The following is a 12,376-nucleotide window of genomic DNA, read 5'->3' as shown; positions in this document are numbered from 1 at the left end:
GGGTAAACGGCCGGCGCCCGGTTTATCCCTCTGACTTGCGCATGAAGTTCAGGCCGGCTGCTGCGGTGGCAAAGCCCCATTTCTCATAGAAAGGGACCATGTCATCCAGGCAGTAGAGTTCGCGATGCTTGATGTCGACCAGCGCTGGATCGTTCAGCACGGTGTTCATTAACACACCGCCAAGGCCCGTACCGCGCCATGTTTCCTTGACGATGATGTCGAAGATCATCGCTTTATAGACGCCGTCGGTCATCGCCCGGGCGAACGCGACGAGTTCATCATTGTGCGGGTCGATGAAAGCGAAGAGGGGGCCACCCGATTGCAGCATCTTTTCCACGTCTGCCTTGTTGCGTCCCTTGGTCCACCATTCGGTTTGAAAAAGCGCCACTAGCTGATCAATGTGTGAAGAGGTCAGCGAACGATGGAATTCCAGTTTCCCGGTGTCACGCGATAGGTTACTCATGTCTGCTTCCGAATAGTGCTTGTGAGATGGGTTGAGTGTGTCTGTGGTGAAGGTCACGCGTTAGTGACCAGGTGAAGCAGGTTCGCCAGGGTATCTTTTGCAAGCGGTATGCCCAGGGTTTGCGCGGTGTGTCGGTTCTTGTAGCGACGCTCACCCGGCAAGCGATCCTGACCGGCTTCAATCAATTGCTTGCAGAGCACCGCCGCACGTTGGCTGAAGTCGGTCAATCCACCTCGATTCGGATCGATAACGATCAACAATTGCCCGGCCTTCGGTGTCTGCGCGCCAACGCACTGGCCGAAATCGTTCTCGAAAGACAATTGCCCTCCGGTCAATGCACCTGCCAACAGTTCGACCATGAGTGCAATCGAGGAGCCTTTGTACCCCCCGAACGTATTCAGCGCTCCGCCGGCCAGCACCGCATGGGGATCGGTGGTGGCGGCACCTGAACTGTCGACGCCGGCACCGGGCGGGAGCGGTTTGTTGTCGAGCGCATGAAGCCGGACTTCACCGTTGGCCATGACGCTGGTTGCCTGATCCACCACGAGCGGATCGGCGTTGGCTACCGGTATGGCAAAGGCAATCGGATTGGTGCCGAAAACCGCAGTGTGCCCACCATGCGGGACGACATTGGCCAGACCGTTGACGAAGCTGATAGCGACTAGCCCTTTGCGGGCAAACGGTTCAATGTCTGGCCAGAGCGCACTGAAGTGATGGGAGTTGCGAATGGCAACGACGACCACGCCAGTGCGTTCGATCGCTTCATCAACGGCGCTCGCGGCGGCGGCCAGGGCCGGTTGTGCGAATCCGTTCCGGGCATCGATGCGGATGAATGAGGGACTGACAACGTTAACCTCGGCTTCAGCTTGCCCATCTACCCATCCGCTCTTCAACGAGGCCGCATAACCGGGCATGCGGAAGATGCCGTGACTGAGGGCGCCATCTTGCTCGCAGCCTGCACAATTGGTGGCCAGAATATCGGCGACGAACGCAGACGTCCCATGGCCTATGAAGATTTCCTTCAGCAGCGCTGTGAGTTCGTCGAAGTCCATGCGCACTAAACGGTGTTCGTCTGTCATGGTGTCAATCACCTGTTGAAAGAAAGTCGGGGCGGGTTGGGCGCGGCGGCGGGTCATCATTACTGCGTGAGGCCGCGAGGAATTTGCGCAGGCAGTTTTCCAGCAGACGCGATACGTTGTTGTCGTAATGGTTGTGCGACAGGCTGCCGCAAAACGTGATGGAGCCGACCGAGAACAGGCCGCCGCCATTTTCATCAATGCCGTAGACGATGTTGGAACGGATGCCTCCATAAGGTCGCGGTCCACCGTCAAAGACGCCTGGAAGCAGCAGCTCTTCGAAGGTGGTTTCGAAGGTCGGACCATGACCTTCGGAGGCGGCAATCACCGTCACGAAATCCGGGGTTCCCAGATCCGAACAGACCTGGTCGATTTCGAAGCCGGCAGCGCCGCCTCCCGAAAGACCGAAGTCCCCGATTTTTTGCCCCTGGGGAATGCCCTCGAACAGGAAGGCCAATTCACTGTGAAACGATTCCGGGGTGCGGACGTAATACGTTCCCTCGAACGCGCCTTCAGCGGTGAAACCCACGCCGGCGACTTGTTGTGGTGCGATGCCGTTGCGGCGCCACAGCCCCCCGTATTCGCCATCGAGTTGGTGGTAATACTCGCCGGGTTGGCTGGCCCAAACCCGCATGCCGCCTTCCGCCCGGCGCACCTCGATCATGTGCGGGTGACTTGGGTCGCGGCCGATTTTCCAATAAAAGCCGTTACCGCCCAGGTACATCAACTTTCCGCCGCCTTTTCGATAGGCGATCAGTGCTTCCAGCGTGCGGCGGGTGTGATATTCAGGCTGGGTGCCGGTCAGCACGACATCGTAGTGCGCCAGGGCATCGACGCCATCACGGTCGAGGTCTTCATCGGTGATGACATCGAACTCGAAGCCTTTGGCTTTCAACCAGTCCGTCAGGTGTGAGTCCGATGCGAAGCCACGCATACCCGATCCATTCTCGTCGGGGTAGACCAGATAGCCCGGACGCATCGTCATGATCGGCCGCAGTCGGGACGAAAGGGTTATCCCTGAGCCATCCGGGTGGCGGTTGTAGTTTGAGTACCCAAAGGCACCCACCACATCCGGGTTATGCGGATAGGCGTTCCATTCCCTGACACGGTTTTGCAGTGCGCCAGCGAATGTTCCGCGAGCATGGTTCGCGTAGGCCATGTAGGTGAATGTGGGCGCCAGAAAGAGGATTTTACGGCGGGGTGAGTCTGCGCCTGGCAGCACGTAGAAGGGAATGGTGTCGCTGCCTGAATGGTTATCGACTATCAGGCCGTAGACACCCGATGGTACGCCCGCAGGCACTCGAACCGCCAAGGTGGTGCTCCATTGGCAATCGCTCAGATCATCGGCGTGAAAGGCGATGGCTGCGTATTCTCCTGGCGCGCTTTTCCAGTCCATGTTTCGCCCGGTCCAGGCCGAGGACCGCACGCCACGCATCGGCATGTTGACCAGGGTGAGATGGCGCGAAGGATCAATGTCATCTTCAACCGTTTGCTTGTGTACATCCTTTGCGAGTGACCAGCGCGCAAGCACTTGCGTGTCAGTTGTCGCGCCATCCTGCGAGCGGGTCAGGAAGGGCGCTTCGATGGAACCGTTGAAGCAATCGACGGGATGGCCGTTCCAGATTGCAGCGAGACACAGGTGACTGGTGTCCTTGAGGAGGACTTGAAGCTCCTCCAGCCGGGTGCTGGCTTCGGCGGTTTTTCGACTATCCACGAGCGTCGAGCGAATGACGACGTCCTGCCGGCCGAAGCAGATTTCCAGTTGGCTCCATCGGTTGCTTTCCAGAGGGAGGGAGACCTCTTGGCGGCTGGGAATTCCCAGCCTTTTCAAAAGCAACCTTCCCTGGTTGAGCGCCACTGCGAAGCCCGTCGTTCCAGCCTCATCCTGCAGTGAACAAATCACTTGGTCGGTGGCGCTGAACAGCGTGGGTTTAATGAGCAGTGACAGCGTCAGGTTGCGTGCGTCGCGGATGGAGGGCAGGGGGCCTATTGCACACGATCCGAGGTGAGTCGCTTGCTCGGTCGCGCGATAGCTTGGCTCCAGACCGAAATCCACTTCCGTGCTTTTGAGGCCGGGGCCCTGTGGATTGGGATCGCAGCAGTCCAACCTGACAACCTTGGCGCAGATGTCCCGATCACCGATCGAGGAAACTTTGAATTCGAGCATTTCTCCAGGCCGTGCGCTCAACGGCGTCACGTAGCCGATCACTGCCGGGAAATCGATATCTGAATGGGCCATAGACCTGCTACCTGATGTTTATATCGAATATCGTATACTATTAAATCGCTGTCAACGACATCGTAGCCGTACGCGTCTCGCCGTTCTTTTTCTTCTTTAAATGCATTCGTTTTTTCACCAGTTGGCGTTGTCGCGATTGGCGACGCCACTCAATTTGACAGTTGACTCGTATCGTTTATCGTATACCATATCTGAAATGGCGCAAAAGACGCGCCATCACCCAGCGTTCATAACAATCAGATCTGGAGAATTCGAATGCAGTACGAAAGGTCGTTTACCACTGTCGAGATGCATACAAGCGGAGAAACCTTCCGCCTTGTTACCCAAGGGCTGCCAAAGGTGCCGGGCGCCACCGTCATCGAGCGCGGCATCTGGTTGGAAAAAAATGCAGATCAGTACCGCCGCGCGCTGATGCTTGAGCCGCGTGGGCATAAGGATCTTTACGGTGGCTTTCTGACTGAGCCCGTTCATCCTGAAGCGGATTTCGGCGTCATTTTCCTGAACAACTCGGGTTACAGCCCCCATTGCGGGCACGGTGTCATCGCGTTGGCAACCGCTGCCGTGGAATTGGGCTGGGTTGAGCGTAAATCCCCGGAGACGCGCGTAGGCATCGACGTACCTTGCGGCTTTATCGAAGCCTTTGTTGAGTGGGATGGCAAGCGCGCAGGCGCCGTGCGTTTCGTGAACGTGCCGTCATTTATCTTCAAGCGCGATGTGACGGTCAACACGCCAACTTTTGGTGAAGTCACGGGTGATGTCGCGTTCGGTGGGGCGACCTATTTCTACGTTGACGGTCGTCCTCACAATATTTCCATACGGGAAAATGACCTGGCGGCGATCACGCAGTTTGGTTATGAAATCAAAATTGCAGTGAACGCCCAAATGTCCGCCATTCACCCTGAAAACCCGGACATCAATGATGTTTATGGCGTCATGGTTTATGGCGATCCGCGTCATGAGGGCTCGACTCAGGCTAACTGCTGCGTGTATGCGGACCGGGCGATTGATCGGTCGCCAACAGGTACGGGTACGGCGGGCCGTGTTGCACAACTCTACCTGCGCGGCGAACTATCGGCAGAGGACACCCTGGTGAACGAATCCATTATCGGAACCGCGTTCAAGGGGCGTGTGCTGAGTGAAACCAAGGTCGGGCCTTACGACGCCGTCATACCTGAAGTGAGCGGCAAGGCTCATATCTGTGGCTTTGCCAACTGGATCATCGACGAAACGGATCCACTTGCCTACGGTTTTCTGGTCCAGTGAAACCAACAATAACGATCTAAGCAAACCAATTTTACTGCCCCGATAATACGTATACGATATCCAAGATACGCTAGAATAAGCGTATCTTGTTTCTGAGTTCAGCCAACAAACGAGGGGAACAAAATGCGCATCAACACCGTTATCCTGGCTGCAGCCTTTGCTGCGTTAGGAACCACCGCCGTTCACGCGGACCAATTGGACGACATCATTTCCTCGGGCAAGCTGCGCTGTGCGGTAGAGCTTGATTTCCCGCCCAACGGTTCCCGTGACAAGGACAACAAGCCGATCGGCTTCGACGTGGATTATTGCAACGACCTGGCTGCCGCCCTTGGCGTGAAAGCTGAAATCGTCGATACCCCGGACCCGGATCGAATTCCTGCAGTCCTGTCAGGACGCGCTGATGTCGGTATCGCGGTTGCTTCTGACACGCTGGAACGAGCAAGAACCATCGGCTTCTCGATACCTTATTTCGTCTTCAAAACCATCATTCTCGTACGCGAAGACTCCGGCATTAAGAGTGTCGAAGACTTCAAGGGCCATACAGTGGGCGGTCCGGCAGGCGCCTATGAAACGACAGCACTGAAGGAGACGGTTCAGAAGTTCAATGACCCGGCAACCAAGATGCTGACGTTCCAGTCTCAATCGGACAGCTTTCTGGCGTTGAGCCAGAAGAAAATCGATGCGACCTACACCACTGCGACGATTGCGACCCACGTGATCAACTCGGGGAAATACCCTGGTCTGAAGATCGTCGGTGATGCTCCGGTCGACCCTGACTACTGTGCGTTCCTCGTGCAGCGCCAGGAGCAGGGACTGCTCAACTACGTGAATCTTTTCCTCAACCGCCAGGTTCGCTCCGGTCGTTATGCCGAGCTCTATACCAAGTGGGTGGGAAAAGAGGGCGGACCGGCTCCGGACCTGACTGTTTCAGGCACCTATCGTTAAGGACACGGATCTTTCGTTCCGGAAAACAAAAACCTTTAGCGTAAAAAGGTAATCGTATGTCTTATACCTTCCAGTGGCGTCCGGTTCTGGAATCGCTCCCGGATATGTTGGCGGGGGCGGTCGTCACCCTGGAGATTGCCACGCTGGCGATGGCAATTGGTACGGTGCTGGCAGTTCTGTTGGCGCTTGCAAAACGATCGGGTGGCAAAACCCTTTCGGGTCTGGCCAGTGTGTGGATCGAAACGGCGCGTAACACGCCAGCGCTGTTTCAGATTTACATGGTCTATTTCGGGCTGGGCTCCATTGGAGTTGGTATCGACTCTTACTATGCACTCTTGCTCGGTATTACGTTTAACAACGCAGGTTACCTGGCAGAAACGTTCCGGGGCGGTTTCTCCGCCGTTCCGGAAACTCAAGTGCGCGCCGCTCGTTCGTTGGGAATGGGGGCCGCTCAGACGATATGGCACATCGTGCTGCCGCAGATGTTGCGGGCAGTGTTCCATGCCATGACAAACCAGATGGTATGGTCAATTTTGATGACCTCCCTCGGCACTATTGTTGGACTGACGAGCGATTTAACGGGCGTCACTCAACAACTTAACGTCATGACCTATCGTACATTTGAGTTCTTTTTTGTTGCGGCTTGCTTGTACTACCTGATATCGAAAATATTCACGATTTGCGCGCGGCTATTCGCTTGGCGCCTGTTTCGTTATTGAGAGGTGCGCCATGTTTTTTGAAGGGACATTAGCGTGGAGCGACATCCTGTTTTTGTTAAGGGGTGCTGTTGTCACAATCGCTATTACCTTAGCGGCTGTCGGTATTGGAACGCTGTTTGGAACGCTGTTCGGTCTCATCAGGGCCGGTGCTGCCTGGTGGGTAAGTTCGCCCATTGGCTGGGTTCTCGACATATTTCGCTCTGTACCGCTGTTGATTCAATTGGTCATATTCAATTCGTTCAACAGCATGTTTCGCCTGAACTGGCCAACCTATGTGGTTGCGTGCATTTGCCTCGGGGTTTATGCCGCTGCCTTGTGCACCGAGATTGTCAGGAGCGGGGTGGCGGCGGTGCCGACCACCACTCGCCGCGCTGCACGGTCACTAGGTTTGAATTGGCGGCAGGAAGTGGTTTCGATCACGTTGCCTATCGCCACCAGGATTGTATTCCCGAGTTGGATCGGTCTGGCCCTCGGGATAATGAAAGATACCTCACTGGTTTTGTGGATCGGCATTATTGAACTGTTACGCAGTTCCCAGATTGTCACAACCCGCATTCAGGAACCCTTAACGATCCTGGCAATTACCGGTGTGATCTACTTCTTGATGAGCTTCCCCATTGCGAGACTTGGCGCTCGGCTTGAGAAAAGGTGGCAAATACAATGATAAAAATTGAAGACGTACATAAACACTTCGGCGCCTTGCATGTTCTCAAGGGTGTGAGCTTGAGCGTAAACAAGGGTGAAGTGTTATCAATGATCGGTGGCTCGGGCTCCGGCAAGTCAACCATGCTGATGTGCATCAATGGACTTGAAGATATTCAACAGGGCCGTATCAGTGTTGATGGCATTCATGTGCATTCGAAAAAAACCGATTTAAATAAACTTCGCCAAAGGATTGGTATCGTGTTCCAGCAATGGAACGCCTTTCCACACATGACTGTGCTTGAGAATGTCATGCTTGCGCCGCGAAAAGTGTTGGGCAAGTCGAAGCAGGAAGCCGAGGCGATCGCTGTGGAAAAACTTCGGCATGTGGGCCTGGGTGAAAAGCTGACGACTTTCCCGTCTCGCTTATCCGGTGGGCAGCAACAGCGTATGGCGATCGCACGTGCACTGGCGATGTCGCCGGACTACATGCTGTTCGATGAGGTGACGTCCGCACTGGACCCTCAGCTCGTGGGCGAGGTTCTGGATACGTTGCGCATGTTGTCCCACGAGGGGATGACCATGATCGTCGTCACCCATGAAATGCGTTTCGCCCGTGAAGTTTCGGATCGTGTTGCCTTCTTCCATAAAGGGCAAATCCACGAACTTGGAACACCTGAGCAGATTTTCGACCACCCGGAAAAACCTGAAACGGCAGATTTTCTGCGCTCCGTACTTTGAAGACGGCGCTCTCGCAATGAGAGCGAACAGATGAAGACCGCGGCCAACTGGTTTGCCAGCGCCGCGGTTGTCATTCCGATTGGGTCATCCCGCCTGGGGCCAGCAACGGTCTTCAGCACGTTTGATCGTTTGGCACTCAACAGGCGCGCTATCAAGTTGGCTTGGGAAGTTGCCGTCTACGGCTGCTCCAATTTCCATTAAACAGTTTCGTTGGCTGGGCTCTAAATATGGCAACCACCCTCGGTGTGAAACTCGACGACCTTACCCGTGAACGCCTCAAAACCGCTGCCGCATCCATTGACCGAACCCCTCATTGGTTGATTAAACAGGCGCTCTTCAATTGTCTGCAGAAGCTTGAAGGGGGGGCCACACTGGAAGACCTGATCGGTACAAACCTGACAGATTCGCAAGAACAGGGTGAGCCACCCGTGGAGGCTGCTTATCAGCCTTTTCTGGATCTGGCTGAAAGCATCCATCCGCAGTCGGTGCTTAGAGCGGCGATCACCTCGGCTTACCGCCGACCGGAAGAAGAGATGGTGCCAATGCTTTTGGAGCAGGCACGCTTGCCGTCTGAAACGGCTTCGTCGGCCATCAGACTGGCAGCCAGCATTGCCGAAAAACTGCGCCATCAGAAGAGCGCCAGCGGACGGGCAGGGCTCGTTCAAGGTCTGCTTCAGGAGTTCTCGCTTTCATCGCAAGAAGGTGTCGCATTGATGTGTCTTGCCGAAGCGCTCCTGCGCATTCCGGACAAAGGCACCCGGGATGCCCTGATCCGCGACAAAGTCAGCAACGGCAACTGGCAGACGCACATAGGTAAAAGCGGCTCGCTGTTTGTGAACGCGGCTACGTGGGGATTGTTGTTGACTGGCAAGCTGGTTTCCACCCACAGCGAAACCGGCATGACTTCAACGCTTACGCGGATTATCGGTAAAGGGGGAGAGCCACTCATACGCAAAGGCGTCGATATGGCGATGCGTGTGATGGGCGAGCAGTTTGTCACGGGCGAAACCATCGCACAGGCGTTGGCAAATGCCACCCGATTCGAATCCAAAGGGTTTCGTTACTCCTACGACATGTTGGGAGAGGCTGCACTGACCGAGTATGACGCACAAAAATATCTGGCGTCCTACACGCAAGCCATTCATGCCATTGGCAAGGCCTCTCACGGGCGTGGAATCTATGAGGGCCCAGGCATCTCTATCAAGCTCTCGGCGCTGCACCCACGCTACAGTCGTGCTCAATACGACCGAGTGATGGGCGAGCTTTATCCGCGCCTTCTGTCGTTGACTCTCCTGGCAAAGAGTTATGACATCGGTTTGAACATCGACGCCGAAGAGGCTGACCGCCTGGAGCTATCGCTGGATTTGCTCGAGCGCCTTTGTTTCGAACCTGAACTGGCCGGATGGAACGGTATTGGTTTTGTCATTCAGGCCTATCAAAAACGTTGTCCTTATGTCATCGACTTTGTGATCGATCTTGCCCGTCGAAGCCGTCATCGCCTGATGATCCGGCTTGTGAAGGGCGCGTACTGGGACAGTGAGATCAAGCGCGCCCAGGTTGAGGGGCTTGAAGGTTATCCGGTCTATACCCGCAAGGTGTATACCGATGTCTCCTACATCGCGTGTGCCCGTAAATTACTGGCGGTCCCTGAAGCCATTTACCCTCAGTTTGCAACGCACAATGCCCATACACTTTCCGCCATTTACCACATGGCTGGCCAGAACTACTACCCTGGGCAGTATGAGTTCCAGTGCCTGCATGGCATGGGCGAACCCTTGTATGAACAAGTCGTCGGCAAGGTTTCCGAAGGCAGGCTGAACAGGCCATGCCGGGTTTATGCCCCCGTGGGCACTCATGAAACACTCCTGGCGTATCTGGTTCGTCGCCTGCTGGAAAACGGCGCCAATACCTCATTCGTCAACCGCATCGCTGACCATTCGATCGCTGTTCAGGAGTTGGTTGCCGATCCAGTGCTGACGGTCGATGCAATGGCCTTTGAGGAAGGAGCCTATGGTCTGGCGCATCCAAAAATCCCGTTGCCCCGCGACTTGTATGGTGCGGACCGAGCCAACTCGTCGGGGATCGATCTGGCGAATGAACACCGTCTAGCCTCACTGTCCAGCGCCTTGCTCGCAACCGCGAATGCTCAATGGACTGCTGCGCCCATGCTGGGGGGGATTGGCCGTCACGGTGAACTTAAACCCGTCTGCAATCCTTCGGATCTGCGTGACGTGGTGGGTCACGTTCAACCTGCCGGTCTGGAGGATGTTGAACAGGCACTTGGGTATGCGATCAACGCTGCCCCGATCTGGCAGGCAACACCTGTCAGCGAGCGTGCTCAAATACTCGAGCGGGCCGCCGATCTCATGGAGGCTGAAATTCAACCGCTCATGGGGTTGCTGGTACGGGAAGCCGGAAAGACCTTTGCCAATGCCATTGCCGAGGTTCGTGAGGCAGTCGACTTTCTTCGCTATTACGCCGTGCAAGCGCGCCGGGATTTCACCAATGATGCCCACCGGCCATTGGGCCCGGTCGTTTGCATCAGTCCCTGGAACTTCCCGCTGGCGATTTTTACCGGACAGGTCTGCGCCGCGTTGGCGGCCGGCAATCCGGTGCTGGCCAAGCCGGCTGAGCAAACTTCTTTGATTGCCGCGCAAGCTGTTCGCATCTTGCTGGATGCCGGTATTCCAGCTGGCGTGCTGCAACTTCTGCCAGGTCGCGGCAGTGTGATTGGTGCGGCGCTGATAAGTGATGACCGGGTCAAAGGTGTGATGTTTACCGGTTCGACGGAGGTCGCCCGTCTCCTGCAGAAGAATATCGCTGGACGTCTCGACGCCATGGGGCGCCCCGTACCCTTAATTGCGGAAACGGGTGGGCAAAACGCGATGATCGTCGATTCATCCGCTTTGACCGAGCAGGTCGTCATTGATGTTGTTGCTTCTGCTTTCGACAGCGCTGGCCAGCGATGCTCTGCTTTAAGGGTGCTGTGCCTTCAGGATGACTCGGCAGATCGAGTGATCGAGATGTTGAAGGGCGCGATGGCTGAATGCAGGCAAGGCAATCCGGACAGGCTATGTGTTGATATCGGGTCGGTCATCGATGCCGAGGCGAAGGCTGGCATCGATAAACATATCGAGTCCATGCGTGCCAAAGGTCGATCGGTTTATCAGACCTCCATCATGGCGGGTGAGGATGTTCGTCGAGGAACCTTTGTACAGCCGACACTGATCGAGCTGGAAAGCATCGACGAGCTGGAGCGTGAGATTTTCGGGCCTGTACTCCATGTGGTTCGTTACAGCCGCAAGAACCTGGACCAATTGATCCAGCACATCAATGGTTCAGGCTACGGGCTGACCCTGGGTGTACACACACGCATCGACGAAACCATCGCCAAAGTCGTTGGCAATGTTCACGCGGGCAACGTCTATGTAAACCGCAACATTGTGGGGGCTGTGGTCGGCGTTCAGCCATTCGGTGGGGAAGGATTATCGGGTACGGGCCCGAAAGCCGGTGGGCCGCTCTATATGTACCGCCTTCTATCGACAAGACCGGAGCAAGCCGTATCCAAGGCATTTATTGAGTCTGATGGGCAAAACGTTCCAGAGAAGAGCGGTCGGGCACCTTTACTTTTGCCGTTGAAATCCCTGGCCGATTGGGCTCATGCCGAAAAAAAGGATGTACTGCATACGCTGTGCAAGAAATTCGAAACCGAATCCCAAAGCGGACTGACACGTGTGCTGACCGGGCCTACGGGGGAACGAAACACCTACTCCATACTCCCTCGGGCTCGAGTCCTGTGTATCGGCGATACGCAAGAGGATCTGTTGGCGCAACTGGCCGCCGTGCTTGCAGTCGGCAGCAAAGTCCTGTGGGTTGAGAGTCCACGAGTCAAGGCTTTGTTTACCCAGCTTCCCGAAGTTGTGCAGCGTGCTATCTGCAGAGTGACTGACTGGAGCACTGGGGCGGTAGAGTTTGATGCGGTTTTGCATCATGGGCATTCGGATCAGTTACGTCATTTGTGTCAGCTTATCGCTTACCGGCCAGGAGCAATTATCAGCGTTCACGGCCTGTCGCCAGGCGAATGCGATATTCCACTGGAGAGACTGGTTATCGAGCGGGCTGTAAGTGTCAACACGGCGGCGGCAGGTGGCAATGCAAGTCTGATGACCATCGGTTAATCGGTGAGAGAGGCTGACAAGGAGTGTTGGCCTCTGAATGTAGCTTTATCGATGAAGCCGGGTTGTGGAAGTGCTGGAATTCCCGGCAGGGTTAAGGCAGAGGCACACTC

9 protein-coding genes are annotated in these 12,376 nt (G+C 55.8%); 6 read left to right on the top strand and 3 right to left on the bottom strand.

Going from position 1 to position 12,376, the window contains the following annotated elements; genetic code table 11:
- Window positions 1-22: 22 nt before the first annotated feature.
- Genes PMI26_RS03435 through PMI26_RS03445 form a run of 3 tightly spaced genes read right to left on the bottom strand, consistent with a single transcriptional unit; the run spans window position 23 to window position 3,778 of the window.
- The gene (locus PMI26_RS03435; RefSeq protein WP_007979501.1) at window positions 23-463 is read right to left on the bottom strand and encodes a GNAT family N-acetyltransferase; all 441 of its coding nucleotides are present in this window, start codon (window positions 461-463) and stop codon (window positions 23-25) included.
- 53 nt (window positions 464-516) lie between these two features.
- On the bottom strand, window positions 517-1,542 hold the full coding sequence (locus PMI26_RS03440) for an Ldh family oxidoreductase (RefSeq protein ID WP_033048360.1): 1,026 nt from the start codon (window positions 1,540-1,542) through the stop codon (window positions 517-519).
- A 4-nt stretch (window positions 1,543-1,546) separates the two neighbouring features.
- On the bottom strand, window positions 1,547-3,778 hold the full coding sequence (locus PMI26_RS03445) for a N,N-dimethylformamidase beta subunit family domain-containing protein (RefSeq protein ID WP_007979497.1): 2,232 nt from the start codon (window positions 3,776-3,778) through the stop codon (window positions 1,547-1,549).
- Between the two features lie 255 nt (window positions 3,779-4,033).
- Here PMI26_RS03445 and lhpH point away from each other — a divergent pair, with 255 nt between their 5' ends.
- The 6 genes from lhpH to putA all read left to right on the top strand — a co-directional run bounded on the left by lhpH (window position 4,034) and on the right by putA (window position 12,266).
- Complete coding sequence (gene lhpH / locus PMI26_RS03450; protein WP_007979495.1) at window positions 4,034-5,041, top strand: trans-3-hydroxy-L-proline dehydratase; 1,008 nt, start codon at window positions 4,034-4,036, stop codon at window positions 5,039-5,041.
- A 123-nt stretch (window positions 5,042-5,164) separates the two neighbouring features.
- Complete coding sequence (locus PMI26_RS03455) at window positions 5,165-5,986, top strand: transporter substrate-binding domain-containing protein (RefSeq protein WP_007979493.1); 822 nt, start codon at window positions 5,165-5,167, stop codon at window positions 5,984-5,986.
- Window positions 5,987-6,042: 56 nt separating this feature from the next.
- The gene (locus tag PMI26_RS03460; RefSeq protein WP_007979490.1) at window positions 6,043-6,705 is read left to right on the top strand and encodes an amino acid ABC transporter permease; all 663 of its coding nucleotides are present in this window, start codon (window positions 6,043-6,045) and stop codon (window positions 6,703-6,705) included.
- Between the two features lie 10 nt (window positions 6,706-6,715).
- Window positions 6,716-7,369: an amino acid ABC transporter permease gene (locus tag PMI26_RS03465; RefSeq protein ID WP_007979488.1), complete on the top strand. Its 654-nt coding sequence runs from the start codon at window positions 6,716-6,718 to the stop codon at window positions 7,367-7,369.
- Complete coding sequence (locus tag PMI26_RS03470) at window positions 7,366-8,088, top strand: amino acid ABC transporter ATP-binding protein (protein WP_007979487.1); 723 nt, start codon at window positions 7,366-7,368, stop codon at window positions 8,086-8,088. Before PMI26_RS03465 ends, PMI26_RS03470 begins: the two co-directional genes overlap by 4 nt.
- 227 nt (window positions 8,089-8,315) lie before the next feature.
- A complete protein-coding gene (gene putA, locus PMI26_RS03475; protein WP_007979485.1) occupies window positions 8,316-12,266 on the top strand; it encodes a trifunctional transcriptional regulator/proline dehydrogenase/L-glutamate gamma-semialdehyde dehydrogenase in 3,951 nt (1,316 codons plus the stop codon).
- Window positions 12,267-12,376 lie beyond the last annotated feature (110 nt).

The sequence above is a fragment of the Pseudomonas sp. GM33 genome (assembly GCF_000282295.1).
Classification (GTDB): domain Bacteria; phylum Pseudomonadota; class Gammaproteobacteria; order Pseudomonadales; family Pseudomonadaceae; genus Aquipseudomonas; species Aquipseudomonas laurylsulfatiphila.
This window is presented reverse-complemented; position numbering and strand designations above follow the sequence as displayed.

Bases quoted from the DNA above. Each gene is read 5' to 3' on its own strand.
- PMI26_RS03435 (WP_007979501.1), bottom strand. From the start codon at position 463: ATGAGTAACCTATCGCGTGACACCGGGAAACTGGAATTCCATCGTTCG.
- PMI26_RS03440 (WP_033048360.1), bottom strand. From the start codon at position 1,542: ATGACAGACGAACACCGTTTAGTGCGCATGGACTTCGACGAACTCACA.
- PMI26_RS03445 (WP_007979497.1), bottom strand. From the start codon at position 3,778: ATGGCCCATTCAGATATCGATTTCCCGGCAGTGATCGGCTACGTGACG.
- lhpH (WP_007979495.1), top strand. From the start codon at position 4,034: ATGCAGTACGAAAGGTCGTTTACCACTGTCGAGATGCATACAAGCGGA.
- PMI26_RS03455 (WP_007979493.1), top strand. From the start codon at position 5,165: ATGCGCATCAACACCGTTATCCTGGCTGCAGCCTTTGCTGCGTTAGGA.
- PMI26_RS03460 (WP_007979490.1), top strand. From the start codon at position 6,043: ATGTCTTATACCTTCCAGTGGCGTCCGGTTCTGGAATCGCTCCCGGAT.
- PMI26_RS03465 (WP_007979488.1), top strand. From the start codon at position 6,716: ATGTTTTTTGAAGGGACATTAGCGTGGAGCGACATCCTGTTTTTGTTA.
- PMI26_RS03470 (WP_007979487.1), top strand. From the start codon at position 7,366: ATGATAAAAATTGAAGACGTACATAAACACTTCGGCGCCTTGCATGTT.
- putA (WP_007979485.1), top strand. From the start codon at position 8,316: ATGGCAACCACCCTCGGTGTGAAACTCGACGACCTTACCCGTGAACGC.